This window comes from Mycobacterium sp. MS1601 (genome assembly GCF_001984215.1).
GTDB lineage: Bacteria > Actinomycetota > Actinomycetes > Mycobacteriales > Mycobacteriaceae > Mycobacterium.
The window spans coordinates 2,776,196-2,801,275 of record NZ_CP019420.1 but is presented as its reverse complement, the minus strand read 5'-3'; the positions used below and the strand labels follow the sequence as shown (position 1 = coordinate 2,801,275).

General features: G+C 65.9%; 24 protein-coding genes. 9 read left to right on the top strand and 15 right to left on the bottom strand.

The features are described from left to right. Positions 1 to 2: 2 nt before the first annotated feature. Complete coding sequence (locus tag BVC93_RS34755) at positions 3 to 155, bottom strand: TetR family transcriptional regulator (protein WP_442929085.1); 153 nt, start codon at positions 153 to 155, stop codon at positions 3 to 5. 261 nt (positions 156 to 416) lie between these two features. Here BVC93_RS34755 and BVC93_RS13680 point away from each other — a divergent pair, with 261 nt between their 5' ends. Further along, positions 417 to 1,469 carry an MBL fold metallo-hydrolase gene (locus BVC93_RS13680; RefSeq protein WP_083737913.1) on the top strand — a complete coding sequence of 351 codons (1,053 nt, stop codon included), beginning with the start codon at positions 417 to 419 and terminating at the stop codon, positions 1,467 to 1,469. Here the strand turns inward: BVC93_RS13680 and BVC93_RS13675 are convergent. The 12 genes from BVC93_RS13675 to BVC93_RS13620 form a co-directional block, all read right to left on the bottom strand. Further along, complete coding sequence (locus BVC93_RS13675) at positions 1,459 to 2,400, bottom strand: amidohydrolase family protein (protein ID WP_083737911.1); 942 nt, start codon at positions 2,398 to 2,400, stop codon at positions 1,459 to 1,461. The two genes, BVC93_RS13680 and BVC93_RS13675, sit on opposite strands and share 11 nt — an antisense overlap. Then, on the bottom strand, positions 2,397 to 3,044 hold the full coding sequence (locus tag BVC93_RS13670; RefSeq protein ID WP_083737910.1) for a TetR/AcrR family transcriptional regulator: 648 nt from the start codon (positions 3,042 to 3,044) through the stop codon (positions 2,397 to 2,399). The genes BVC93_RS13675 and BVC93_RS13670 overlap by 4 nt, the downstream gene beginning before the upstream one ends. Before the next feature lie 32 nt (positions 3,045 to 3,076). After that, a complete protein-coding gene (locus tag BVC93_RS13665) occupies positions 3,077 to 4,027 on the bottom strand; it encodes an enoyl-CoA hydratase/isomerase family protein (RefSeq protein WP_083737908.1) in 951 nt (316 codons plus the stop codon). Beyond that, entirely contained in the window at positions 4,008 to 5,525 is a 1,518-nt protein-coding gene (gene mhpA / locus BVC93_RS13660; RefSeq protein ID WP_083737907.1) for a bifunctional 3-(3-hydroxy-phenyl)propionate/3-hydroxycinnamic acid hydroxylase MhpA, read from the bottom strand. The genes BVC93_RS13665 and mhpA overlap by 20 nt, the downstream gene beginning before the upstream one ends. After that, entirely contained in the window at positions 5,522 to 6,457 is a 936-nt protein-coding gene (locus BVC93_RS13655) for a fumarylacetoacetate hydrolase family protein (RefSeq protein WP_083737905.1), read from the bottom strand. Before BVC93_RS13655 ends, mhpA begins: the two co-directional genes overlap by 4 nt. Then, entirely contained in the window at positions 6,454 to 7,584 is a 1,131-nt protein-coding gene (locus BVC93_RS13650) for a VOC family protein (protein ID WP_083741035.1), read from the bottom strand. The genes BVC93_RS13655 and BVC93_RS13650 overlap by 4 nt, the downstream gene beginning before the upstream one ends. Positions 7,585 to 7,931: 347 nt before the next feature. After that, positions 7,932 to 8,723, bottom strand: coding sequence for a serine hydrolase (locus BVC93_RS13645; RefSeq protein WP_083737903.1), 792 nt, complete (start codon positions 8,721 to 8,723; stop codon positions 7,932 to 7,934). A gap of 69 nt (positions 8,724 to 8,792) precedes the next feature. Continuing rightward, a complete protein-coding gene (locus BVC93_RS13640; protein WP_083741034.1) occupies positions 8,793 to 9,488 on the bottom strand; it encodes a fumarylacetoacetate hydrolase family protein in 696 nt (231 codons plus the stop codon). 92 nt (positions 9,489 to 9,580) lie between these two features. Continuing rightward, on the bottom strand, positions 9,581 to 9,997 hold the full coding sequence (locus BVC93_RS13635) for a DUF5313 domain-containing protein (RefSeq protein WP_083737902.1): 417 nt from the start codon (positions 9,995 to 9,997) through the stop codon (positions 9,581 to 9,583). 11 nt (positions 9,998 to 10,008) lie between these two features. Beyond that, entirely contained in the window at positions 10,009 to 10,488 is a 480-nt protein-coding gene (locus tag BVC93_RS13630; RefSeq protein ID WP_083737900.1) for a MarR family winged helix-turn-helix transcriptional regulator, read from the bottom strand. A 37-nt stretch (positions 10,489 to 10,525) separates the two neighbouring features. Continuing rightward, positions 10,526 to 11,179, bottom strand: a complete 654-nt coding sequence (locus tag BVC93_RS13625) for a hypothetical protein (RefSeq protein WP_083737898.1) — start codon at positions 11,177 to 11,179, stop codon at positions 10,526 to 10,528. Between the two features lie 61 nt (positions 11,180 to 11,240). Continuing rightward, positions 11,241 to 11,597: an STAS domain-containing protein gene (locus tag BVC93_RS13620; protein ID WP_083737896.1), complete on the bottom strand. Its 357-nt coding sequence runs from the start codon at positions 11,595 to 11,597 to the stop codon at positions 11,241 to 11,243. 85 nt (positions 11,598 to 11,682) lie between these two features. On the opposite strand from BVC93_RS13620, the gene BVC93_RS13615 reads away from it, so the two are divergent. Continuing rightward, the gene (locus BVC93_RS13615) at positions 11,683 to 12,792 is read left to right on the top strand and encodes an epoxide hydrolase family protein (RefSeq protein ID WP_083741033.1); all 1,110 of its coding nucleotides are present in this window, start codon (positions 11,683 to 11,685) and stop codon (positions 12,790 to 12,792) included. 42 nt (positions 12,793 to 12,834) lie between these two features. On the opposite strand, the gene BVC93_RS13610 is transcribed toward BVC93_RS13615, so the two are convergent. Continuing rightward, complete coding sequence (locus tag BVC93_RS13610; RefSeq protein ID WP_083737894.1) at positions 12,835 to 13,941, bottom strand: alpha/beta hydrolase; 1,107 nt, start codon at positions 13,939 to 13,941, stop codon at positions 12,835 to 12,837. A 204-nt stretch (positions 13,942 to 14,145) separates the two neighbouring features. Between BVC93_RS13610 and BVC93_RS13605 the strand changes: the two genes are divergently transcribed. After that, positions 14,146 to 14,736: a helix-turn-helix transcriptional regulator gene (locus BVC93_RS13605; protein ID WP_197687552.1), complete on the top strand. Its 591-nt coding sequence runs from the start codon at positions 14,146 to 14,148 to the stop codon at positions 14,734 to 14,736. Here the strand turns inward: BVC93_RS13605 and BVC93_RS13600 are convergent. After that, positions 14,691 to 16,109: an amidase gene (locus tag BVC93_RS13600; RefSeq protein ID WP_083737893.1), complete on the bottom strand. Its 1,419-nt coding sequence runs from the start codon at positions 16,107 to 16,109 to the stop codon at positions 14,691 to 14,693. The genes BVC93_RS13605 and BVC93_RS13600 overlap by 46 nt on opposite strands. A 137-nt stretch (positions 16,110 to 16,246) precedes the next feature. Between BVC93_RS13600 and BVC93_RS13595 the strand changes: the two genes are divergently transcribed. From BVC93_RS13595 to BVC93_RS13570, 6 genes are all read left to right on the top strand, one after another. Further along, positions 16,247 to 18,673 carry a GcvT family protein gene (locus tag BVC93_RS13595; RefSeq protein WP_083737891.1) on the top strand — a complete coding sequence of 809 codons (2,427 nt, stop codon included), beginning with the start codon at positions 16,247 to 16,249 and terminating at the stop codon, positions 18,671 to 18,673. Positions 18,674 to 18,723: 50 nt separating this feature from the next. Then, positions 18,724 to 19,821, top strand: a complete 1,098-nt coding sequence (gene solA, locus BVC93_RS13590) for an N-methyl-L-tryptophan oxidase (RefSeq protein ID WP_083741031.1) — start codon at positions 18,724 to 18,726, stop codon at positions 19,819 to 19,821. A gap of 17 nt (positions 19,822 to 19,838) precedes the next feature. Further along, positions 19,839 to 20,999 (top strand): aromatic ring-hydroxylating oxygenase subunit alpha, encoded by a 1,161-nt coding sequence (locus tag BVC93_RS13585; RefSeq protein ID WP_442929084.1) that lies wholly within the window; start codon positions 19,839 to 19,841, stop codon positions 20,997 to 20,999. A 20-nt stretch (positions 21,000 to 21,019) separates the two neighbouring features. Further along, positions 21,020 to 21,802, top strand: a complete 783-nt coding sequence (locus BVC93_RS13580) for an IclR family transcriptional regulator (protein ID WP_236950354.1) — start codon at positions 21,020 to 21,022, stop codon at positions 21,800 to 21,802. 11 nt (positions 21,803 to 21,813) lie between these two features. After that, positions 21,814 to 23,181 (top strand): L-serine ammonia-lyase, encoded by a 1,368-nt coding sequence (locus tag BVC93_RS13575; protein ID WP_083737885.1) that lies wholly within the window; start codon positions 21,814 to 21,816, stop codon positions 23,179 to 23,181. Positions 23,182 to 23,266: 85 nt separating this feature from the next. Beyond that, a complete protein-coding gene (locus BVC93_RS13570; protein ID WP_083737883.1) occupies positions 23,267 to 25,006 on the top strand; it encodes a BCCT family transporter in 1,740 nt (579 codons plus the stop codon). Positions 25,007 to 25,080: the final 74 nt, after the last annotated feature.

Here is a 25,080-nt window from a genome sequence, read left to right as displayed (position 1 = left end):
GATCAGCCCTTCTTTCGAGCCGAAGTGCCAGGCGATCGAACCTCTGCTGATCCCGCGCGTTCGGCGACCGATTGGACCGTGGTGGCTCTCGAACCGCCTTCGGCCAGCAACTCCCATGCCGCCGCCAACAGACGCGACCGACTCTCCGCACTCATCTCCGCTTGACGGCCCATGGCATCACCTTAACCGCCGTCCCAGGGCATCAGACCAGCCCAGAGGCCACGACCACACTGAAAGACGCAGTTGCGCAATCGAGTACACAGTGGCTGAACGCGTTTCCCGGCGCGGCGGGTGTTGCCCCACGAGCACTTACTGGACGCTCAGCATAGAAACCGCTACCGTTGTGATCATCCGTAACTGAGGATCACGGCGTAACTGACGAAATAGTCATCAAATGGGTGAGGGAGCGACGGAACATGTCACGCCAGTGGAAGAGATACGCGGGCATCACAGTGACCGCCGTTGCGGCGGCGACTCTGATCGCGGGCCTCACCGCCTACGTCAACCGCGACTGGATCATCGATCGCGCTATCCGCAGCCAGTTGACCGAAGCAAAGCAGTTCGCGTTCGGCAGCGGTGACCGCGACATGCGGGTCATGCTCTGCGGCACCGGATCTCCGGAGAACAGTGCCGCGAAAGCGCAGGCGTGCACCATGGTCTCGGCCGGCGGCAAGATCTTCGTGTTCGACGCCGGCGAGGGCGCCACCCGATCCCTGGCCCACTCGGGTGTGCCAGTGCACGAGATCGAACGGGTCTTCATCACCCACTACCACTCCGACCATTTCAACGGCCTCGGCACGCTGATCAACTACGGCTGGATCTGGGGCCGCTCGCAACCTCTGACGGTAGCCGGGCCCGTGGGCACCACCGCGGTGGTGGCGTCGCTGAACTCGGCCTACAGGCTCGACAACGGCTACCGCGCCGAGAACATGTCGGATCTGCACGACGCCATGGCCGGCAGCCAGGCGGTGCCCATCGACATAGACTTCCCCGATGATGCCAGATCGGTCCGCGTCTACGACCAGGACGGTGTGACCATCGACGCACACCTGGTGGTGCACGATCCGGTGGAACCCGCGTTGGGATACGTCATCGCCTATGGCGACAAGAAGGTCTTCATCAGCGGTGACACCATGGTGAGCCCGCTGAACCTGCCCGCCATGCAGGACGCCGATCTTGTTGTCCACGAGGCGTATGCGACACATCTGGTGCGGCGCTCCATCCCGATCATGCGGGAGATGGGCAACGAGTACGACGCCATGGTCGCCGAACGCACCATCGACTATCACGCCGATACCATCGCCTTGGCCAAGCAAGCCGAAGAGGCCGGTGTGAAGCATCTGGCGTTGACTCACCTCACGCCTTACCCCAACGGATTTTTCGCCCGGCAGTTGTTCACCCAGGGTATGAGCGAGTACTACAGCGGTGAGATCACCCTCGGTGAGGACGGCATGGTGCTCACGCCCTGAGCAGCCGCGGGAACAGCGCAGCGGCAGTGGCACCTGGGCCCAGGGTCAGGTCGGCCCCGGCCAACGTGGGTTCCTGGGCCAACGCCTGCGCCAGCGCTGTCACCGCTGGTGCGGGCGTGAACGGAAAGTCACTGCCGTACAGCAGTTGCCGCGGTGAAGCCACTTTCAGCAGAGCATCCAGGGCCACCGGCATCGGGAAACCCGCGAGGTCGAAATACAACGCTCCCAGCGCAGCAGGCACGTCCACGGGTGTTCCCGTCACCACACTCATGGCGGCAAGGCGATGCGCCACCACCGGCAGCACCGCACCTGCATGCGGCACCACCCAGCGGATCGCCGGATACCGCGTCAGAGTGCCGGACAGGATCAGATCGGCCACACAGCGGGTGGTATCGAACAGGAACTCCAGCATGGGTCGCGGATATCCCAGCGCCGTCGCCTCCCAACCCGGTGGCGACGTCGGGTGCAGCAGTACCACATCGGAGTGGCTGTCCAGTTCCGCGAGCACGCAGTCGAACTCAGGGTCGGTCAGATACCGCCCGTGGTAGTTGGTCTTGCACGCCACCGCATCAGCTGCCAGATCTGTTCTGGATCGCGCCAATTCGGCCAGCGCGCCGTCGATGTCGGGCAGCGGCAGCACCGCGGCCAGCCCGAAGGACCCGGGCCGGGAGGCCACCACCTCCGCGCCGAAATCGTTGACGTGGGCGGCCAGATCACGCGCCGCCCGGTCGTCACCGAAATGCACACCCGGTGACGAGATGGCCAGTACCGCTGCCGCAACTCCGCTGGCGGCCATGACCTCCAGCGCCTGCTCCACGCTCCAGCCGGGAATGCCAGGCATGCCGTCAGGTTCGCCGAGGCCCGCGGTCTCGCACTCGGCGCGGTATCGCGGTGTGACGTAGTGCGCGTGGACGTCCAACCATCCAGTCACTGGGTGAGCCCGGCCAGATCCGGAAGTGGCCGACCGCAGATCGCACGCGCATCCTTGGCTGTCAGGCCCAGCATCCGCAACACGTCTTCAGTCACCTTGTCGGCAGTAGCGGCGTCATCACGGTCAGGGTTGTTGCTGATCAGCGTGCCCATCCCCATCAAGGCACCACCGGCGACGGCAAGTGCCAGCTCGAAGTCGTCGATGTCGAAGCGGCCCGCCTTGGCGGCGGCCTTGAGATCGCGTAACGCGCGCGGCGCCAACCCCCGCTCCCCGCTCATCACGTCGAATCCGCGGGCCAGCAGGATTCGGGTCTCCTGCGGGCGCAGCCGGAACAGCCTGCCGGTCAACCGGAAACTGCATGCAAACGTCTCGGCTGGATCGGCGATGCCCGCGGTCAGCTCGTCCATCAGGGCACCGTGGTTGTCCAGCACTTCGGCCACCGCGGCTTCGAACAGCTGCTCTTTACTCTGGAAATGGTTGTAGAAGGACCCCATTCCCACATCGGCGGCTTGGGTGATCTCGAGGACCGGTGCGTTGAGCTTGCCTGCGGCGATGAAGGACTGGGCAGCCTTGAGCAGCGCCGCTCGGGTGCGCTGTTTGCGCCGCTCGAGTCGGCTGAGGGTACCTGCTGCTGGTTCGGTCATGTACTTCCTTGCCGGATGATCAGCCCTACATGCTAGTCGCGTCGGTTGAGGCTGACCGCATCACCGCGGACCCACGGCTCGGGCTCGGTGAGGAACACCGAGTCCCCGTCACGTTGTCGGTCCACCCACTCCTGCAGCGCGCGGTTGGCCGCATCGGCGTTGATCGAGATGACACTGGTGGCGCCCTCCCTGCGCAGACTGTCGGCCGGGCTGAGGGCGTGGTGCTCGTTGAAGATCTGTTTCTGCGCGGCGACGGTGGCCCGGTTGCGCCGGGAGTACAGCTGCGCAAGCTCCATGGTTTCGTCCATCAGGCGCTCGGCGGGGACGACGCGGTTCAGCAGTCCCATGCCGAGAGCCTCCTGCGACGAGTACCGCCTGCCCTGCAGCAGCATCTCGAGTGCGCGGGACGGCCCGATCAGTTGTGCCAGGCGCTGCCCGCCTACCGTGGTGGTGAGCCCGATCAACAGTTCGGGCAACATGAAGCCGGTGTGGTCGTCATCGGCGGCGATACGCACGTCGAGGCAAACCGAGAGTTCCAGTCCCCCACCGCCACACGGTCCTCCGATGGCCGCGAGGTAGACCGCCGGCGAGCGCATGATGCGCAGCACCACGTCGTTGAAGCGGGTGATGGTGAGCAGGCCGCCGATGGGGCTGCGTTCGATGATGTCACGTGCTCCGGGAAAGGCAGCCACCCCGGCAAGCAGGCCTGACACCACTGCGTGCGGCAGCACACGGCCGGTGGACGCCGTGAGAATGTCCTCGATGTCGAAATGGGTGATGTAGCGGTGTTCGATTCCGCCGGTGAGGATCACTGCGCCAACAGAGTCGTCGGCGTCCACCGCGATGGTCAACGCATCGAGATCCTTCTGCATCTGGGCCGTCATGAAGTTGTAGGGCGGGGCTGACACCCGCGCCACCAGCACACGCTCGATCTGTTCTACGGTCACCGTCTCCAGCTCGAGCTCAGCGGCGCGCATGGTCATGAACTCCCACTCTTGCGATTGTTCTTGCCAGAAAACACAATTCGTCAGCGCCACGGTGATCGGCAGCGGTGGCCAGCACGGAACGGTCGGGACGGATCACCGCCGTGTTGGCCCGCCCCCGCTGCAACCAGGTGCCGAGCTTACTGCCTGCTGCCACCTCCAGCAGGGCCACTCCGTCGCCTACCAGCAGGGTGCGCTGCTGGGTGGTCAGCGGGTGACTCGTCACCACGGCAACGCGCGTGCCGACCACCTCGTCGAGTCGCTGTCCGTCGAGTTCGGCATTGGGGCACAGCGACCCCGTCAGGTCTCCTCGCCGGCGGGTGCGCCGGGTCAACGCCGAGCGCCGCAGAGCAGGGGTGGCCGGCGACCCGAATCTGGCAGCCAGGGCTTGCAGCCGTGGCAGCACCCGGCTGCGCAGTGCGTCGCCGCGCCTGCCGCCCGCGGTCATGGCCCATCCGATGGCCACGGCGAGCCGGATCATGCTGCGCGCGTGGTGTTTGCGCTCAGTCTGGTAAGTGTCCAGGGCCGACTCCGGCAGCGCTCCCCGGCAGACACCGGCAACCTTCCACGCCAGGTTCATCGCATCACGCAGCCCTGAGCCCATTCCCTGACCGATGAACGGCGGCGTCAGGTGGGCCGCGTCACCGAGCAGGAAGATGTTGCCTCGTCGCCACCGGTCGGCCACCTGGGCGCGAAAGGTGTACTCGCAGGTGCGGATCAACCTCAGGCGCTCTACGGATGGCGCCCATGGCCTGATCAACGGGGCGATCTCGACGAGTGTCCGGTAGTCGTCCTCGGTTTCGTGCGCCAGCAGCTGGAATTCCCATCGGTAACGCGTCTCGGTGACTCGCATGTAGGTGCCTGCGCGCACCGAACTGCAGACCTGGTGCACGCCTTCCCATTGCCCCAGCTGCACGTCGGTGTCGATGTCGATCACCAGCCAGCGCTGTTCGAACCCCAGGTCGGTCATGGCGGAGCCGATGGCCCTGCGGGTCAGGCTGTTTGCGCCGTCGCAGCCCAGCACGTAGCTGGCACAGATACTCTCCCGCCCACCGGTGAGCCGATCGGTGAACCGGACCTCCACGGTGCCGTCAGGAAGCGGATTGATGGCGGTGACCTCGACGTCGGAGCGCAGTTGTGCCGCGGGATAGGAGCTCAGGTTGTCGCGGAGCAACCGTTCGAGTACCGGCTGATCGAACATGTTGGATTCGGGGTGACCATGGACTCCGACAGCACTGCGGCCAAACTCGCAGAAGACCTTGAGTTCCGGATCAACGAGGCGTAGCCCGAGGCCCGGACGTGAGATCTTCGCAAAGTCCGCACCGATGCCGAGGCGGGCCAGGATCCGATACACCTCGTCATCGGCGGCCACCGCGCGCGGCTGCGGATAGATGTCGGACCAGCGCTCGAGCACCACCGAGGCCACCCCGTGCTGGGCGAGCAGTGTCGCCGCGGCGATCCCGGTTGGCCCGCCGCCCACGATCACGATCGGGTTCATGCGTACCGGACCGACATCCGTTGCACGCCGAGGTCGATGGCTCCGTCGTCGGTGGCCACCGAAGCTTCGACCAGATCACCGTCGTGCAGATACTTCGGGTTCTTGGCCTGGGAGGCGAAAAAGCTCTTCCATTTCAGCGCAGTCGGCAGCAGCGCGCCGATCTTCTCGATGATCTTGGGCGGCGCGCTCAGTGCAGTGCCGACCGGCGTTCCGGTGAGGATCAGGTCACCGGCGGCCAGGGTCTGGAACCGGGTCAGCGACTGCAGCGCCTGCAGCGGACGGTAGAGCATGTCACCGTCCACCAGTGCGTTCTGGCGCTGTTCGCCGTTGACGGAAAGACGCAACCGCAGATCGCCGAATCTGCTGAGCTCCTTGGCATCCAGCAGCACCAGTTCCGGTCCTGTCGGGGTGAACGTGGGGTAGGACTTGGCCTCGTAGAACTGGGTTTGCGGCAGCTGGACGTCGCGGGCGGAGACATCGTTGGTGACCACCAGGCCGGCCACGTAATCGGCAATGTTCAGGTCGGTCACCGTGGTGCCCACCGGCATGTCGGTGGCGATCACCAGACCTATCTCCACCTCGTAGTCCATGAGTTTGACGTGCTGGGGCTTGATGATGTCGTCGGTGGGTCCGCTGATCGACGCCGATGATTTCCGGAAGAAGGTCAGCGGTACGGTAGCCGGATCCATGTTCGAATCCACCACGTGGGATTCGAAATTGGTCATCTGCGCCACCACCCGGCAGGGCGCGGTGATGGGTGAGACGAGATCGAGTTCCTTGATCGCCACGGGTGTGCCGGTGGCGGCCGCGATCGCGGCGCGATCGCCCAGCAGTTCGCCGGTGGTGGTTGCTGCCGTGGCGATCTCGGCGGCGTGATCGGCGTCGGTCTTGACCCACCAGGCGTCAGCGGTCTTGAGAACGGAGATGGTCATGAAGTCGCTACTTTCATCAGGCCGATGAGGCGGTGTACGTCGAACTCGTTGTCGTCACGCAGTCCGTTGATCATGGAAAGCACCTGCGTGCGTGCATTTTTGGGGCCAGTTTCCAGGAAGTCGCTGGTGACCGGCGGGCCCCACTGCGCCAGACCGGAGGCTGTGAACGGCGCCCAGCCGGGTTCGAGAGTGTTGTCGAACATGTCACCGTCGGTGAAGTGCTCGACCAGGAAGCCGTCGGGGTCGCGCCAGTAGTCGAACAGCTGACTGCCCTGGATGTGCCGCCCGATACCCCACGACCGCAGGTACCCCCGCGCGCGCAGGTACTCGCCACCGGCGGCGAGTGCGTCGAGATCACTGACCTGGTACGCGGAGTGGACGTAGCGGTTCGCAGGCCCCAGCGCCAGAGCCAGCGTGTGGTGATCAGCCGGGACCGGCCCGAGGTCACAGCGGATGAAGCTCATCGACGGACCCCGGTCACGCTGCCCCGGGAAGTAGAGGAAGTCGCTGACGATCATCCCCAGGTTGTCCAGATACCAATTCAAGGTGGCCAGATAGCGATTGGACTGCAGGACAACGTGACCCAGCCGCTGCACGCGGGCCGGCACGTGCGCCGGACGTACGGTGGCGTTGACACGCTGCACGCCGTCGCCCGCATTGAACGTAGTCGGTTGCTGCTCGGGAAGTTCCGGCAGCTGATGCATACCCGCCACCACCTGCACGCGGCAGCCGCTCGGGTCTTGGAGCTCCACCGCGACTCCGCCGAGCGCGTCCGGCAGCCGATGTGTGGGCGCTCCGACCGCATCGGCGAGGCGCAGGACGTCGACCTCGTCCTGCGCGCGGAACGCCACACCGGCGAACCTGGTCCGGGCGGCCCGCCGGATGATCACCGCGGGCGATCCGGCCCGGGTTCCACGCAGCTGGATCTCCTCGGGGGTCCGCAGTGCGGTGTGGAAGCCGAATGCCCGGGCAAATGCCTCGGCACGCATCAGGTCGGGCTTCTCGAACTCCAACCACGCGATGTCCGCGACCTTGATCAGGGGATTGCGTCCGCGTCCGGTGTGCTCACCGCGCAGCGCTCCACTCTCGGAATGCAGGCCGTGGTGGGCATCGACGGGAGTCGTCATGGTCACCTCCTCGGATAGTAATGATGATTTCGTCAGTTACGACGTTATCATCAGATCGAGTTGGTGCACACCCCGCATCACAAGGATCTCCACGTGTGGACGGCCCGGCCGCTCGGACCGCAGTCACAGCCCGCCTCGAACACACCATCGCCACCGAGAACACGTACACGCAGTACTGGATGCGATGGAGGAAACGATTTCGAGGGCTTCCGCACACATCGTCTCGACAACATGCGCGCGTCGGACGGGTCACCGCCTGTCCGACAGGACCAGGTCCGGTGCCAAGGCCGCCGTCACCGGATTACCGCTCAGCGACGACTCCACTTGGGCACGGTGACGCGGCTCCGTCAGCCAGGACCGAGCAGGATCTCGGCCAGCCGGGTGGTGGTTGCCTTGCCCTCCTCGAACCCGCCCTCACCTTCGAGGGAGTTCATGATGGCCAGGGTGTACCGCTGGCCCGGCCCAGCAAACCCGACACTGTTGACTACCCAACCGCCCTGCTCTAGGGACCAGCCGTTCTTGTTGCCTGGTTGCATGGCAGTACCCGCGCCCCAGACACCCCACTGTTGGTTGGCATCCACGCCCTGCATCTCCGACACAATCGCTTCGGTCTGCGCAGCCGGTAGCCGCCCCAGTGCGTAGTTCATCAGCCGGTCGAGGTCGTCGGTGCTCGACTTCTGGAAACCCCAGTCCGGGTAGACGTCGCTGAACCCTTGCTGAGGTTGCAGCCCCGTCATTCCATAGGACGGGAAGTTGCGGTTGAACGCCTCGTGATCGACGCCACCGAAACGTTTCCAGAGCGTGGCGGCAGCATCGTTGTCCGAGGAGTGCATCATCGCGGCCATCAGCTGGCGGTCGGCGTTGGTCAAGGTGATCTGACCAGCCGTTGCCCTGGTCAGCAGATCCACCACCATGGCGAGTTTGATGGTTGATGCCGTCCAGATCAACGCGCCCGCGGACTGGTTGCGGTGAACCAGTCCGGTCGAGCGATCCCGCAGCACGTAACCGACGGTGCCTGGTCGAGTGGACAGGTACTCCTCAGCGGTGGCGATCCGCTGGGCGAAGTCCGCGCGAGCGGGCGCTGCCGGAGAAATCAGAGTCAGAGCGCCCACCAGAACAACCGCGAGAAACCGCACCATGGCGTCGACTGTCCCAGCCGAAGCGGCCCGCACCGCAAGGACGCGCCGTCAACGCGGTCACCGCCCCGATCAGCGGACGGTGAAGTGAAGTTCGCCGATGCCGTCGATGCCGCCATCGACGCGTTGGCCGCGTTCGATGGGTCCGACACCCGACGGGGTTCCTGTCATGATGAGGTCCCCTGGCGCCAGCGTGACCGACGCGGAGAGGTGAGCGATCACGTCGGAGACCGGCCAGATCTGATCTTTGAGGTCACCTTCCTGGCGCAGTTGCCCGTCGACGCAGACCCAGATCCGTCCCTGCCCCGGGTCTGCCACGCCGGCGGGGACCAGCGGCGACACCGGCCCCGACGCGTCGAACCCCTTGGAAAGATCCCACGGCCTGCGCGCCTGCTTGGCGAGATCCTGCAGGTCCCGACGGGTCAGGTCGACGCCCACTCCGTATCCCCAAACATGTTGCAGTGCAGCCTCTGCCGCGATATCTGCACCGCCGGTGCCGATCGCGACCACCAGTTCGATCTCGTGGTGCAGGTTGGCGGTCTGCGGCGGATACGGCACCACACCCGCAGGCCCGCCCAGGTAGCCCTGCGTGGCGGTGAAAACCGCGTCGGCGGGTTTGGTGAAGTAGAACGGCGGCTCACGATCGGGATCCGCGCCCATCTCGCGCGCATGGTCGGCATAGTTGCGTCCCACGCAGTAGACCCGCCGGACGGGGAACCGCTCCGTCGATCCGTGCACGGCGATCGTCGTCTCCGCGACGGTGAACATGAACACTCCCTCGTTCTCTGCGGTGCCGAATCCGGCTGCGGCATCTGTCCTTTCGGGCCGCGCGACATTCGACACGAACCCGTCGACGCGATTCAGAACGGACTGCTGTTGGACTGGCGCTTTGCATCCTCCGGACGAGGGCCGAACCGGCGGATGTAGTCCTCGTGGATGTGCGCATCGCGCTTGCGTTTGATCACGTCGACGAGATTGGGGTCCAGACCGTGCTGAGCCAGCCGGTGCCTGCGCCACACCTTGTTCAGCGCCAGCGCCATCAGGATCGCCCAGATGTAGATGGGCGCCGTCATCTCCAGGCGCACATAGAACGAGGCATCGATCAACCAGATCGGCCCGAGCACCAGCAGCGGCGGGATGGCGAAGCGGATCAGGTGGCGGCGCACCGCGCCCTGTCCGGCCAGATCCTCGGCGACCCAACGGTTCATGGAAGGGGGCAGGCGCTTCCCGTACGAGAAGGCGATGTACTGCCAGAGGTTCGGTTTGTCGGCGGCCATGATGCTCCTGTTCAACTGGCGAGGGTTCCGGCGGCCAGCGCTGCGGAGTTCACGCGGGTCAGGACGCTGTGGAGTTGCTCGATTTCGGACATGCTGACACCCAGCCGGGCGATGACGGCGGGCGGTATCGATTCGGCCTGGGTGCGCAATGCCGCTCCGGCCTTGGTGAGTTCGACGTCGGTGGAGCGCTCATCGGCGACGCTGCGAGTGCGGGTGATCAAACCGAGTGCTTCCAGTCGTTTCAACATCGGCGAGAGAGTCGCCGAGTCCAGCTGCAGTGTAGTGGCGATCTGTTTTACGGACAGGGGTGCCGCCGAGATCTTGCGGTGGTCCCAGAGTGCGAGCATCACCAGGTACTGCGGGTGGGTCAGACCGAGCGGCTCCAGGAGCGGGCGGTAGACAGCCAGGACTGCCCGGTTGGTGACCGCCAGCGCGAAGCAGACCTGTTGCTCGAGAGCCAGGGGGTCAGCCTGCGCGGCGGAAACGGACATAAGTCGATCGTACCCTAATAGTTAGTGCACTATCCAGTTAGGCGCCGAGCTCGCCGGCGATGCCCCGCTCGATCTGCGCCCGGGTGCGCTCAGGTAGTTCGACCAGGCCGTCCAACTCCTTGCGTGCCTGCCGGTAGGCCTGCTCTCGCTCCTGATTTGTCGCCGCATCGTCGGAGGCCACCCGCAACAGGCTCCGCGCCCGGTGCAGCCGCTGCTTCTCGGCATCGCTATAACCAGCATCGCGCCGACGCCTGGCCTCAGCCTCGGCGACATTGAACGCACTGACGTACTCCTCAACCGCCTGGCGATACTCCGCCGCCGAGTCGCGGTCGTCGAGAAGTGACTCGGCAGCCTGGGGCCGGAGCAGGTCGGCGCGCCACTTCGCGCGGTGAAAGCGCTCGGTAACCGCTTCCGTCAGATCGGTCATCAGCGGATATTCCAGCAGCGTGATGGGGTCCAGCTCGTACTCCAGCCAGCGGGTGTCGGTGCGGTCGTGCTCGACGACCGTGCGCTGGATCGCCTTCCAGGTAGCGGCGCTGCCGGTCGGTTGCGGCTCAGTCACCGGACGGTCGGTTGGCTGCTCAGCCACCTGCGGGCGCCGGCGCTGCACAGCTCGGTAACCCGCGAAAGCGGCGCCGGCGATCGGGATGACGATGATCAGCAGCTCGATCAGACGGATGATCAGGCCCATACCGCCAGGATGCCAGCGATCGAAACCCGCGACCAAGGCCGTCTCACCTCAGGTGGCCGGCTCAGCCCACCGCACGCAGTGCATCATCCAACGTCGACCACAACCCCAGTAGGTCGTCGAGACCGACGACCTGCAGCGGCCTACTGGTCGCTGGACCGTCGGCCACCACCGCGAAGGCAATGTTGTCGCCGGCCTGTTGCTTGGCCTGTACCAGCACGGTCATCCCGGCCGATGCCAGAAAGGTCACGTCGGTTAGATCGATGATCAATCCGCGCGGCGCGTCGGCCAGGGCGGTACCGAGAGCGGTACCGAGCAGCGGCGCGGTCAGCATGTCGACGACATCACTGACCTCCACCACAGCCACCCCGTCGACAACCCGTTCATACACGGCAAACCCATTGGATGCCTGCTCAGCCATACCTCTCCCCAACGCCCTCCCCGACCGTTGCGGGCAGTATCTCAACACAACCTGGCGAATGCCGTGGGCGGGCAGAATCACGGACATGGCCGACGTACGCCCATTCCGCATCGACATCCCCGACTCCGCACTCGACGACCTCTCCGGACGACTGCGCAACACCCGCTGGCCCGAACCGGAACCCGTGGACGACTGGAGTCAGGGCATTCCGCTGGCATACACCCGTGAACTGGCCGAATACTGGGCCACGGACTACAACTGGCGGGACCGCGAGACCCGCCTGAACAGGTTCGCGCAGTTCACCACCGAGATCGACGGCCTCGACATCCACTTCATCCACCAGCGCTCACCCCAGGCCGACACCTTCCCACTGCTCATCACCCACGGATGGCCCGGGTCCATCGTGGAGTTCCAGAAAGTGATCGAACCGCTCACCGAGGCCGGTTTCGACGTGGTGTGTCCGTCGCTGCCGGGCTACGGCTTCTCCGGCAAACCCACCGAGCCGGGTTGGGGCGTCGAGCGCATCGCGCGGGCCTGGGACACCCTGATGGTGCGCTTGGGTTACTCACGGTTCGGCGCCCAGGGCGGCGATTGGGGATCAGCCGTCACCCGCCAGATCGGCCGCAACATCGGCCACTGTGTGGCCATCCACACCAACATGCCGATCGGACGCCCACCGGCTGACGCGTTCGACAACCCAACCGAAGAAGCCGTGCGAGCGCTGGAGAGCATCGACTACTACCGCAAGTGGGACGCTGGCTACTCCAAGCAGCAGTCCACTCGGCCACAGACACTGGGCTACGGCCTCGTCGATTCTCCGGTGGCGCAGCTGGCGTGGATCGTCGAGAAGTTCTGGTCCTGGACCGATTGCGACGGCCACCCCGAGAACGCACTGACACGCGACGAGATGCTCGACAACGTGATGCTCTACTGGCTCACCTCGTCAGGAGCCTCGTCGGCGCGGCTGTACTGGGAGAGTTTCGGCAGCTTCGGCGACGGGTCGCCGGTCACGCTGCCGACCGGGGTGGCAGCGTTCCCGAAGGAGATCCTGCAGGCACCTCGTTCGTGGTGCGAAGCCGGCTATCCCAACATCACCCGGTGGACCACGATGCCTCGCGGAGGCCACTTCGCGGCGTTCGAACAGCCCGATCTGTTCGTCGAGGACGTGCGGACGTTCTTCGATACGATCCGCTGACAACACCGCCTTCCCCGGCGACCGCCGCATTCGGCGAACGGATCAGACCGCCGCCATCACCTGATGCGCACTGCGCTGGTGCACGTCGTTCAGGAAGTGTGAGACCTCGACCGCACAGCGCCGTGCGTGCGACGTGTCCACAAGGTCGAAAGCGTGTCCGGCACGGGGGATTTCACGATACTCAACGGGATTGCGGGACACCGCGCGGAGCGCGTCACGAAAAGCCCGCGCCTCCCCCACCGGGATGACGACGTCACTGTCTCCGTGAATCAGCATGAACGGCGGTGCATCGGCATGGACTCGCGCCACCGGCGAAGCCGCCTCGAATACTTCGGGATGACGATTCTGACTGCGGCGCACCACAACTCGCTCGAGAAAGCCCTGGAAGTTGGCCCGTGTCGGCGTCGAGCGGTCCTGCCAGTCGTAGCGCCCGTAGATGCCCACCACCGCATCCACCGACGTATCGGCATGGTCGAGCAACTCGCCGCGGAAGGTCGGATCCCCGGGGGTCAGGCCGGCCAGCGCGGCAAGGTGGCCTCCCGCCGAACAGCCGGCGACGGCGACAAAGCCGCGGTCGCCGCCGAAGCGGTCGACATTCGCCCGCGCCCACGCGATAGCGGCGTTGACGTCGGCGATGTGACGAGGCCAGCGATGCACGGGTGACACCCGGTAATCCATCGTCAGGCACACCCAGCCCTGCCTGACCAAATGGTGCAACAGGGTGTGCCCCTGCAGCACCCGGGTGCCCTGGACCCACGCCCCACCGGGCACGAAGAGCAGCACCGGGGCCGGCCCGCCGGGCAGATCGGGGCGACGCCAGACCTCCAGCAGCTGCGCAGGGTGATCTCCGTAGCGCACGGAAGCGCGGTGCAGGCTGCGGCGGCGTTGCGCAGCGGCCCGCACGAAGGGTGGGATCCGGCTGCCACGAATCGGGTCCAGGCCGGCTTCGGTGTCCTCGACCGGCGCGGCCGCGGCGCTGCGCCGGTCGATGGCCGCCCGGACTGCGGCGGGCGCGTAGTGACCGCCGTACATCATCATCGCGGTGAGCCCCGCGAAGGGTTCCAGGTGCTTGCCCACCACTGGCAGCGACGAGTACAGCCGGGTGGACGCCAGCATGAGGTCAACAGGATGGAGCGAGGGCAGGGCCATGGCCGTAACCTCCATGAGCGGCAGCAGAATCCGGCGCCGCTCGGACTGCAGCGCTGGGTCTGGCTACCCACCGCGCTGAGCCGTCAAACGCGCGATTTCGGCGGTCTTTGCACATGTTCGCGAAACGACACCGTTACCAGCCGTAACGCGCCGGTGACGAAGCCGGGGCAAGACCAGAAATGGTCCAGCGACAACGTGGTCGACGTGAACTTCACCTCCATCGCCGGCCTGATGTCACCCGTCCCGGAGCACCGCGGCGAAGCGCTGTTGCAGGTACTGCACAGCTCGACCGGCATCACGTCCGGCCGGCTGACCGCGCTGGACGCCCACGGCAGGCAGGTCACTGTCGCTGCGCTGGTCCGCGGGCCCCGCAGTCTGGCCCGGCCGGGCGAGACGGGCACGCTGGTGCGAAGGTTGAGCGATGCTGCGGGGTGCTCGGTGGGCACGCTGCAACTGAGCACCGGCCAGAACTGCTCGCCGGCCACCATGGTGGCGATCGCCGCCCTGACGCCCCATTTCGCGGCCGTGGCCGAAGTGGCCACCAAGCGGCGCCAGTTGGGTCTGACCAGCCGTGAGTCCGAGGTGCTGGCCGCTGTCGCGGAGGGTCACACCAACGCCGAGATCGCTCGGCGTGACTGCGTCTCGGTCCGCACGGTCACCACCCACGTAGAGGCGATCTTTCGCAAGCTCGGCGTCAGCAACCGGGTGCAGGCCGCCCGGGTCGCCCTCGACTGCGGCATCGTCGAGCGTCACAACGCAGGCATCACGGCAGCCCACGGCCTGGCAGCCTCGTAGTTGGCGGCGGCCCTCAGCACCGAGGCGTCGGCGCGGTGCCTACCCGCGATCTGCAACCCGACCGGCCTGCCGTCGGAGGTGAATCCCGCGGGCACCGAGATGGCCGGCGTGGTCGTCATGTTGTACGGGTACGTCAGCAGCCAGCCCAGCAACCGCCGTTGCAACGACTGCCCGTCCAGCCAAGCGGGTGCAAACCGGTCCAGCGGGAATGTCGCGGACGCCAACGTCGGACTGACCACCAGGTCGTAATCGCGCATGAAGGCGCTGAAGGTGTCCCACATCCGGCCGCGGAACGCCTCCGCACGGCCGATCTCGACAGCAGTCAGCGTCTCGGCCTGCGCGAAGATCTCGATGAGGAAGTCGTCGACCTGCCCGCCCAACGACTTCCAGTCCAGGACGTCGTACTCACACGAGTAGCCGGGCACCCACAGGCCCTTCCACATCGCCTCCTCGGGGTCACCCCAGTCCGGCGTCGCCTCCTCCACCACGGCGCCCAACGCCTCGAATGCCTTCACCGCCTCGGCGCAGACGGCGGCCACCTCGGGATCGACGTAACCCAGACCCAGGTCGGGCGACCATGCGACCCGCCACCCGGTGATGTCCCCCCGGACCGCCGAGGCGTAATCGATGCCGTCGGCGGGCACGGAGTTCGGATCCGAATCCGATACGCCGGCCATCACCGAGAACATCAGTGCCGCGTCGCCGACCGTACGGGTGATGGGCCCGTGGAAGATGTGTGTGTAGTGCCGCCCGTCGAGCAGTGTGTGGGGAATGCGGCCCAGCGACGGCTTGAAGCCGACAACTCCGCACATGGCCGCCGGGATGCGTACGGATCCGGCGCCGTCGGCGCCCTCGGCCAGCGGTCCGAGACCGGCGGCCACCGAGGCCGCGGCGCCTCCGCTGGAGCCGCCCGCGGTGTGACCGGGTTTCCAGGGGTTGTGGGTGGGTCCGTAGAGGTGGCTGTCGGTACCTCCGTAGTAACCGAATTCAGGGGCGTTGGTCTTGCCCAGGAACAGGCCGCCGGCTTGCTTCATCCGGGTGACGACAGTGGCGTCGTGCGTCCCCACCGTGCCTGCCAGTGGCTTGAGCGACGAATCAAAGGGCAGGCCCGCCATGGTGGTCAGACCCTTGATGGAGAACGGCACGCCGTGCAGGGGTCCACGGGGAGTGCCCGCGTCGAGTTCGGCCTGCAGTTGCGCCGCATCGGCCAACACCTGCTCACGATCGAAGTGGATGTAGGCGTTCAGCGCGGGGTTGACGGCCTCGATCCGGTCGGCGAACTCTGTTGCGACCTCGGTGGTCGAAACGGCGCCGGAGCGGATCTGGTCGGCGAGCACGGTGGCAGGAGTCCAGCACAGTTGGCTATCGGGCATCGCGTCAGCGTAGAAAGCTCCGCCCGGCGTGCGCACCGGCGAAAATACGTAGAACGGCAGAGGTTGCGGTAGGCCACCCCGGTGGATATTGTTGCGCATCACGCATTAGTTGCTTTATGCGCAACAGGAGCTCAGGTATGGCCACCCCGAAGATCATCATCGTCGGCGCAGGAATCGTCGGGACGTCGCTGGCCGACGAACTGACCGCCCGTGGGTGCACCGATGTCACCGTCCTGGACCGCGGGCCCCTCTTCACCACAGGCGGGTCGACGTCGCATGCACCCGGTCTGGTGTTCCAGACGAACGGGTCCAAGACCATGACCGAATTCGCCCGCTACACCGTCGAGAAGTTCTCCCGCCTGGGCGCCTTCCAGCAGGTCGGCGGGCTCGAGATCGCCACCACGCCGCAGCGCTGGACCGATCTGCACCGCAAACTCGGGTGGGCCCGGTCCTGGGGCATTCCCGGGCAACTCCTGGACGCCGAGCAGTGCAAGCAGCTCTACCCTCTCCTGGACGTCGATCGCATCCTGGGCGGTTTCCACACCCCCACCGACGGTCTGGCCAAGGCACTGGCGGCCGCAACCACCCAGGCCGAGCGTGCCACCGAACGGGGCGCGACGTTCCTGGGTCACCAGGAAGTGGTCGACGTGCTCGAGCGCGGCGGCCGCGTGGTCGGAGTCCGCACCGCCTCCGGCGACGAGTTCGCCGCCGACGTGGTGGTGTCCGCCGCCGGATTCTGGGGCGCCCAGCTGGGCGCCAGGGTGGGCCTGACAGTGCCGCTGGTCCCGATGGCACACCAGTTCGCCAAGACCGGGCAGCTGGCCGACCTGCAGGGCAACACCGATCCTCGGATGCCGATCCTGCGCCACCAGGACAAGGACCTGTACTACCGCGAGTACGGCGACCGTCTCGGCATCGGCTTCTACGGACACCGGCCCATGCCGGTGGACATGACCACCCTGCTCACCGACACCGCCGGCGAGCCCATGCCCTCCATGCTGCCGTTCACCGACGACGATTTCGCCCCCGCCTGGGCCGCCAGCGCCGATCTGCTTCCAGCGCTGGGTGATTCAAAGTACGAAGAGGGTTTCAACGGCATCTTCTCCTTCACCCCCGACGGCTTCTCGATCATGGGTGAGCACCGTGACCTGCCCGGCTTCTGGGTGGCCGAGGCAGTCTGGGTGACGCATTCGGCCGGGGTGGCCAAGGCGATGGCGGAGTGGATTGTCGACGGCACTCCCGGCACCGACGTCCACGAGTGCGATCTGTACCGCTTCGAAGAGCCCGCGAAGAGCCCCGAGTTCATCCTCAAGACCAGCTCGCAGGGTTTCGTCGAGGTCTACGACATCATCCATCCGCACCAGTACCGCTCCGACCCACGAGAACTGCGGGTCAGCCCGTTCTACTCCCGGCAGCAGGACCTCGGCGCGTTCTTCTTCGAGGGCGCTTGCTGGGAACGCCCCGCGTGGTACCAGGCAAATGCGGCGCTGGTGGACGAACTCGCCTCTGCCGGAGTGGCTTTCCCAGAGCGCGACGACTGGTCGGGACAGTTCTACTCCACCATCTCGATCGCCGAGGCACGCTGGACCAGGGAATACGTGGCGCTGTACGACATGACGCCGTTGACCCGCTACGAGATCAGCGGGCGGGGTGCCTGCGCCTTCCTGCAGCAGCTGACCACCAACAATGTCGACAAACGACCCGGTTCGGTCACATACACGCTGATGCTCGACGAAACCGGTGGCATTCGAAGTGATCTCACAGTCGCCCGGCTGACCGACGATACCTTCCAGGTGGGCGCCAACGGACCTCTGGACCTGGACTGGATCACCCGTCACCTGCCGGAGAGTGGCGTGACCGTCCGCGACATCACCGGCGGCACCTGCTGCATCGGGGTGTGGGGCCCGCGGGCCCGCGACCTGGTGGCACCGCTGTGTGCAGCGGACATCTCACACAACACATTCGGATACTTCAAGGCGATCAGCACCTTCATCGGATCGGTGCCTGTGACGATGATGCGGGTCTCCTACGTGGGCGAGCTCGGTTGGGAGATCTACACCTCGGCCGAGCACGGTCTCAAGCTCTGGGACCTGCTGTTCGCCGCGGGTGCCGAGTACCGGGCAATCGCCGCCGGCCGCATTGCCTTCAACAGTCTGCGGATGGAAAAGGGCTACCGCTCCTGGGGCACCGACATGACCGCCGAACACCTGCCCGCCGAAGCGGGAGTCGGCTTCGCGGTGTCCGGCAAGAAGGGCGACTTCCTGGGCAGAGCCGCACTGGATTCGGCCGGTCCACCCTCGACCATGTTGCGCAGCATCGTCTTCGACGATCCTGCCGCTGTGGTGCTGGGTAAGGAACCGGTCAGCGTCAGTGGTGAGGTGGTGGGCTATGTGACCAGCGCCGGCTACTCGGCCACCATCGGACGCAGCATCGCCTACGCATGGCTGCCCGCCGAGATCGCGATCGGAGACCCCGTGACTGTCGCCTACCTGACCTCGACCTACACCGCGGTGGTCACCGCCGAGCCGGTGGTCGATCCCGACATGATACTGATCCGGAGGTAACAGCCTTGAACGACAACAGCTTCGACGCCATAGTCGTGGGGCTCGGCGGGATGGGCAGCGCCGCGGCGTACCACCTGGCCCGGCGTGGGGTACGGGTGCTGGGCCTGGAGAAGTTCACCCCCGCCCATGACAAAGGCTCCAGCCATGGCGGTTCGCGCATCATCAGGCAGTCCTATTTCGAGGATCCCGCCTACGTGCCGCTGCTGCTGCGCGCCTACGAGCTGTGGGCAGAACTGGCCGACAGCACGCGCCTGGAGGTGTACCGCCTCACCGGCGGTCTGTTCATGGGTGCACCGGACTGCCTGACGGTGGCGGGCAGCCTGCGCGCATCCCAGGAGTGGTCCCTGGACCATGAGATGCTCGACGTCGGTGAGATCAGCAGGCGTTTCCCGACTTTGACGCCCGCGCCGGGTGATGTCGCCCTGTACGAGGCGAAGGCGGGCTTCGCCCGACCCGAGATGACGGTGCAGGCACACCTCGACCTCGCCGCCCGTGAAGGCGCGGAACTGCGCTTCGGTGAGGAGGTGCAGTCATGGCAGGACGGTCCGTCCGGGGTCCGGGTGACCACTGCGCGCGGCACCTACACCGCTGGTCAGCTGGTGATCTGCCCGGGAGCCTGGGCGCCGTCGCTGTTGACCGAACTGGGCATCCCCATCACCATCGAGCGACAGGTGCTGTACTGGCTCCAACCGGACAGCGGCACAACACCGTTCGTCGACCACCCGATCTTCATCAGCGAGGACACCGCAGGCATGCAGATCTACGGTTTCCCGGCCATCGACGGCCCCGACGGTGGAGTCAAGGTGGCCTTCTTCCGCAAGGGCCAGGTCTGTACACCGGAGACCATCGACCGCACGGTGCACGAACAAGAGATCAACGAGATGCGGGAGCGGGCGACGCAGCTGCTTCCCGCGCTCACCGGCCCTGCCGTCCACACCGCCACCTGCATGTACTCCAATACCCCCGACGAGCACTTCGTGATCACCCGTCCCGACGGATTCACCAATGTCACAGTGGCGTGCGGCTTCTCGGGACACGGTTTCAAGTTCGTCCCCGTCGTCGGCGAGGTCCTGGCAGACCTCGCCGTCACCGGAGACACCCCCCATCCCATCGGGCTCTTCAACCCCCGGCGACTGGTGACCACATGACCACTGTCGATGCCCCCCTGGGCGCCCCAGATCCGACGACGTTCAGCACCCCCGCCCCGGGGAGCAACCTGATGCCCACCCTCGGCGGCGGGTTCTATTCCGACAGAACGATTTTCGAATCGGAGCAGGAACACATCTTCGAACGGATGTGGTTCTGCGCCGCCAGGGTCGCCGATCTGCCGTCGCCCGGCGCCTTCAAAAAGGTCCAGGTCGGCCGGGAGAGTGTGCTGGTGGTGCGCGCCAAAGACGGTGCACTCAACGCCTTCCTCAACGTGTGCCGCCACCGCGGGGCCATGCTGTGCACCGAGGACTCCGGAACGGTCAAGCGCCACCTACGCTGCCCCTACCACGCCTGGACCTACAACCTGGACGGAAAGCTCTTCGCTGCACCGAATCTCGGTTCACTCACCGATGAGACCGGAGCACGCATCGACAGAACCGAGTATGGATTGCTGAAAGTGGCCGTGCGGGAATGGCTCGGCTACGTCTGGGTGTGCCTGGCGGCCGAGCCGCCATCCTTCGAGGCCGACGTCATGGGTGCGGTGACCGAGCGCCTGGGTGATGCCGGCGCTGTGGACAGTTACGCGGTGGCGGATCTTGTGGTCGGGCGCCGGGTCGTCTACGACGTTGCCGCCAACTGGAAACTCATCGTCGAGAACTTCATGGAGTGCTACCACTGCGCCACCATTCATCCCGAGCTCACCGAGGTGCTGCCCGAGTTTGCCGACGGGCTGGCCGCACAATACTTCGTCGGCCACGGCGCGCTGTTCGGGGAGAACGTCGAAGGATTCACCATCGACGGCAGCCCCGGCCTGGACACCATTCCCGGTGTCACCTCCGACCAGGACCGGCGCTACTACGCGATCACGGTGCGGCCCAACGTGTTCATCAACCTGGTGCCCGACCACGTGATCTTCCACCGGATGTACCCGATGGCGGCGGACCGCACCATCGTCGAATGCGACTGGCTGTATCTGCCCGACGTGGTGGCCGCCGGACGTGACCTCGACCGCTCGGTGGAGCTCTTCCATCGGGTCAACGTCCAGGACTTCGAGGCGTGTGAACGTACCCAGCCTGCCATGTCGTCGCGGGCGTACCGCAACGGGGGCGTGCTGGTGCCCTCTGAACACCACATCGTCGAGTTCCACCAATGGGTGCAGGCCAGGCTGAGGTCGTGATGTTTACACTGGGACGCGCCATGGTTGCAGATATCCCGCACGAGAAGGCCCCCGCGGCAGTTCAGTCCGTCGATCGCGCACTGATGGTGCTGGAGATCATCGGCAAGTTCGGTTCGGCCGGTGTCACCGAGATCGCGACGGAACTCGGTGTGCACAAATCGACAGTGTCGCGGTTGATCACCGTCCTGGAGTCCCGGGGTTTCGTCGAGCAGCTCTCCGATCGCGGCAAGTACCGGCTGGGATTCACCATCGTCCGGCTGGCCGGTTCCACCAGCGCACAGATGGATCTGGCCAAGGAGAGCCAGCCCGTCTGCGACGAACTGGCACAGCAGAGCGGCGAGACCACCAACATCGCGATCCTCGACGGTGACCGGATCATCAACATCGTCGAAGCACACGGACCCGCCGAGATCACTCTGCGCACCTGGGTGGGTCAGAACTGCCCCGCGCATGCCACCTCCAGCGGAAAGGCACTGCTGTCGGCACTTCCGCCGGCCGCGGTCCGGGAGCTGCTCGGCGAGAAGCTGCCGACCTTCACGGACAACACCATTGCCGACGTTAAAACGCTTGCCGTCGAGCTGGATCAGGCACGTACAGCCGGCTGGGCGAGCGTCACCGAGGAACTCGAGGTGGGACTCAATGCGGTAGCCGCACCAGTTCGTGACAGCACCGGAAAGGTGATCGCGGCGCTCAGCGTTTCAGGGCCTGCCTATCGGCTGGCGCCGGACCGTTTCCGCGACGTCGCAGTGCTGACCACACAGGCCGCCGAGAGAATCAGTCGCCGCCTCGGTTACGTCGGCTGACGGAACCTCCCGTGATCAGCGTCTTCGAACTCTTCAAAGTCGGTATCGGACCGTCGAGTTCACACACTGTCGGGCCGATGCGGGCAGCTACCCGCTTTGTCGAATGGCTGGACCGGCGCGGTGCTCTGACCGCCACCGCCGGCGTGCACGTGGAGCTGTTCGGCTCGCTGGGCGCCACCGGGGTGGGCCACGGCACGGTCAGCGCAGTGGTGCTGGGCCTGCTGGGCGAGCGGCCGGAGACCGTGAACCCCGACGCCATTCCCGCCCTGCTCTCCACCGTGGAGAAGAGCCGGGGGCTGACACTTGCCGGGGCGCAGAGCATCCGGTTCCGCGCGGCCGACGACATCGCGTTACACATGGGCCGGCGGCTGGAGCAGCACACCAACGGTATGCGCTTCACAGCCACCGACAGTGCCGGCGGCACACTCGGTGTGCGCGAATACTTCTCAGTCGGCGGCGGTTTTGTTCTCGACGAGGACGAGATAGCCACTCGCGGTGGCGATTCCACCGCGCCGGTACCGTTCGCCTTCCGCACGGCCGAGGAGTTGCTGGCACTGACCGGTAAAACCGGTTGGCGGATCAGCGATCTGATGTTGGCCAACGAAGCCAGCATGCGCCCCACCGAGGAGGTGCACGCCGACCTGCTGGCCATCTGGCAGGTGATGCAGCAGTGCGTCGACCGCGGGATGACCGGCACCGGTGTGCTACCCGGCGCACTGAAGGTGCGTCGTCGAGCTGCGGCACTGCGCGCCAGACTGGAGCAGGAACGCGACTCCGCCGACCCTCTTGCCGCCATGGATTGGGTTGGCTTGTACGCGCTTTCGGTCAACGAAGAGAACGCCGCAGGCGGCCGGGTGGTGACGGCGCCCACCAATGGCGCAGCCGGCATCGTGCCCGCGGTGCTGCACTACTGCCGGGACTACGTTCCCGGGTTCGACGCCGGCGCGGTGGTCCGGTTCCTGCTGACCGCAGGTGCAGTGGGGATCCTGTGCAAGACCAACGCCTCGATCTCGGGCGCCGAGGTGGGCTGTCAGGGCGAGGTGGGCTCGGCATGCGCCATGGCGGCGGCCGGACTGGCCGAGGTGCTCGGCGGGACGCCGGCCCAGGTCGAGAACGCAGCGGAGATCGGTATCGAACACAATCTCGGCCTGACCTGCGATCCGGTAGGCGGCCTGGTTCAGATCCCGTGCATCGAACGCAATGCGGTGGCGTCGGTGAAGGCCATCACGGCCGCCCGGATGGCACTGCGGGGTGACGGCACCCACCATGTCGGCCTCGACACCGCAATCAAGACCATGCGCGACACGGGAGCCGACATGGCAGACAAGTACAAGGAGACCTCGCTGGGAGGTTTGGCCCTCAACGTCGTGGAGTGTTAAGCGGTTATCCGGCACCTTATCTCCAGATGTTGTTTAATACGCAACACGTGCGCAATTCGCAACAGACGCCGTTAGGAGCTCTCCGATGTCGATCGAAACGAACAGCGCTTCCGAATCCGCCTCCGACGACAATCCGCATCCGCTGACGCCCATCACCACACCAGTCACGCCCACGGACCCCAATCCGGGTCGCGACTGGGTGGTCTTCGGCGTCACCGGTGCCATCTCCATCGCGTTCGTGATCTGGGGTTTGGTGGACACCCCCGGACTGTCCGCGGTGTCGGCCGGCACCAAAGACGCCGCGATCAAAGGGCTGGGCTGGTTCTTCGTCCTCGCCGCAAGCTTCTTCGTGATCTATGTACTGTGGCTGGCCGCAAGCAAATACGGCCGGATCCCGTTGGGATGTGACGACGAGCAGCCAGAGTTTCGCACCATCTCCTGGATCGCCATGATGTTCAGCGCGGGAATGGGCATCGGGCTGATGTTCTGGGGCGTCGCCGAGCCGCTCAACCACTTCGTCACGCCGCCGCCGGGAACCAGCGAGGCGCAGTCCGACGAGGCGTTCCAGACCGCGATGGCCACCACCATGTTCCACTGGGGCCTGCACCCGTGGGCCATCTATGCGGTGGTGGGCCTGGCCATCGGGTACGGCATGTACCGCAAGGGCCGGTCCGGCTTGCTGTCGGCAGCCTTCACCTCACTGTTCGGCGATCGCGCCAACGGTCCGGCAGGCAAGATCATCGACATCCTGGCCATCTTCGCCACGCTGTTCGGGTCCGCCGCCTCACTGGGCCTGGGCGCCCTGCAGATCGGCGACGGCCTGGTCTTCAACGGCTGGGTCGGCAGCGTCGGCACCCCGATCCTGGTCACCATCATCGCGGTTCTGACCATCGCGTTCATCGCATCCGCCGTCTCCGGCATCGCCCGTGGCATCCAGTGGCTGTCGAACATCAACATGGTGCTGGCGCTGGTACTCGCGGTGTTCGTCTTCGTTGCGGGCCCGACGTTGTTGATCCTCAATCTGATCCCCAGCGCGCTCGGCGACTACATCCGCGATTTTGTGGCGATGAGCTCGCGCACCGACGCCAACGGCGACGCTGAACTGGCGGCCTGGCTGTCAGGCTGGACGATCTTCTACTGGGCGTGGTGGGTGTCGTGGACGCCGTTCGTCGGCATGTTCATCGCCCGCATCAGCCGTGGACGCACCATTCGGCAATTTGTCACCGGCGTGCTGCTGGTTCCCACCCTGGTGAGCCTGATGTGGTTCGCGATCTTCGGCGGTGCAGGCATCGAACGCCAGCGCACGGTCGGGGACATGGTCGACGCCGAAGGCGCGGTCGACAGCACCGGCGCACTGTTCCAGCTGCTCGACACCCTGCCGCTGGCCGGGATAACCACCGTGCTGGTCATGGTGCTGGTGGCGATCTTCTTCGTCTCGGGCGCCGACGCCGCCTCGATCGTGATGGGCTCACTGTCCGAACGCGGTTCGCACGAACCCCGCCGTGCCACGGTGGTGTTCTGGGGATCGCTGACCGGCGCCGTCGCCGCGATCATGCTGATCATCGGCGGCGGTGGCGCAGACGCCTTGACCGGCCTGCAGAACCTGACCATCGTCGCGGCCGTGCCCTTCGTGATCGTCATGGTGCTGCTGTGCGTGGCGCTGTACAAAGACCTGCGCAACGACAGAATCGTCATCGTCGACCGTCGCAGCACCGAGTTGGTGGAGCGTGCTGTGGTCACCGGCGCCGGCCACTACGGCGATAACTTCGACCTGGTCACCCGGTACCACAAACTCGACACCGCAGGGCCGAAGGACAGCGACTAGCGAGTGACGTTCACGTCATCGCCGCGGCCGTCGCAGGCCCCGCAATCCGCCTCGTCGAAGCCGAAGGAACCGCA

Excerpts from the sequence above, each read along its gene's own strand:
- BVC93_RS13610 (WP_083737894.1), bottom strand. The coding sequence starts at position 13,941 with ATGGCCCTGCCCTCGCTCCATCCTGTTGACCTCATGCTGGCGTCCACC.
- BVC93_RS34755 (WP_442929085.1), bottom strand. The coding sequence starts at position 155 with ATGAGTGCGGAGAGTCGGTCGCGTCTGTTGGCGGCGGCATGGGAGTTG.
- BVC93_RS13630 (WP_083737900.1), bottom strand. The coding sequence starts at position 10,488 with ATGTCCGTTTCCGCCGCGCAGGCTGACCCCCTGGCTCTCGAGCAACAG.
- BVC93_RS13625 (WP_083737898.1), bottom strand. The coding sequence starts at position 11,179 with ATGGGCCTGATCATCCGTCTGATCGAGCTGCTGATCATCGTCATCCCG.
- mhpA (WP_083737907.1), bottom strand. The coding sequence starts at position 5,525 with ATGAACCCGATCGTGATCGTGGGCGGCGGGCCAACCGGGATCGCCGCG.
- BVC93_RS13570 (WP_083737883.1), top strand. The coding sequence starts at position 23,267 with ATGTCGATCGAAACGAACAGCGCTTCCGAATCCGCCTCCGACGACAAT.
- BVC93_RS13640 (WP_083741034.1), bottom strand. The coding sequence starts at position 9,488 with ATGTTCACCGTCGCGGAGACGACGATCGCCGTGCACGGATCGACGGAG.
- BVC93_RS13680 (WP_083737913.1), top strand. The coding sequence starts at position 417 with ATGTCACGCCAGTGGAAGAGATACGCGGGCATCACAGTGACCGCCGTT.
- BVC93_RS13665 (WP_083737908.1), bottom strand. The coding sequence starts at position 4,027 with ATGACCATGCGCGCCGCTGAGCTCGAGCTGGAGACGGTGACCGTAGAA.
- BVC93_RS13620 (WP_083737896.1), bottom strand. The coding sequence starts at position 11,597 with ATGGCTGAGCAGGCATCCAATGGGTTTGCCGTGTATGAACGGGTTGTC.
- BVC93_RS13615 (WP_083741033.1), top strand. The coding sequence starts at position 11,683 with ATGGCCGACGTACGCCCATTCCGCATCGACATCCCCGACTCCGCACTC.
- BVC93_RS13580 (WP_236950354.1), top strand. The coding sequence starts at position 21,020 with ATGGTTGCAGATATCCCGCACGAGAAGGCCCCCGCGGCAGTTCAGTCC.
- BVC93_RS13655 (WP_083737905.1), bottom strand. The coding sequence starts at position 6,457 with ATGACCATCTCCGTTCTCAAGACCGCTGACGCCTGGTGGGTCAAGACC.
- BVC93_RS13600 (WP_083737893.1), bottom strand. The coding sequence starts at position 16,109 with ATGCCCGATAGCCAACTGTGCTGGACTCCTGCCACCGTGCTCGCCGAC.
- BVC93_RS13595 (WP_083737891.1), top strand. The coding sequence starts at position 16,247 with ATGGCCACCCCGAAGATCATCATCGTCGGCGCAGGAATCGTCGGGACG.
- BVC93_RS13650 (WP_083741035.1), bottom strand. The coding sequence starts at position 7,584 with ATGACGACTCCCGTCGATGCCCACCACGGCCTGCATTCCGAGAGTGGA.
- BVC93_RS13645 (WP_083737903.1), bottom strand. The coding sequence starts at position 8,723 with ATGGTGCGGTTTCTCGCGGTTGTTCTGGTGGGCGCTCTGACTCTGATT.
- BVC93_RS13670 (WP_083737910.1), bottom strand. The coding sequence starts at position 3,044 with ATGACCGAACCAGCAGCAGGTACCCTCAGCCGACTCGAGCGGCGCAAA.
- BVC93_RS13635 (WP_083737902.1), bottom strand. The coding sequence starts at position 9,997 with ATGGCCGCCGACAAACCGAACCTCTGGCAGTACATCGCCTTCTCGTAC.
- solA (WP_083741031.1), top strand. The coding sequence starts at position 18,724 with ATGGGCAGCGCCGCGGCGTACCACCTGGCCCGGCGTGGGGTACGGGTG.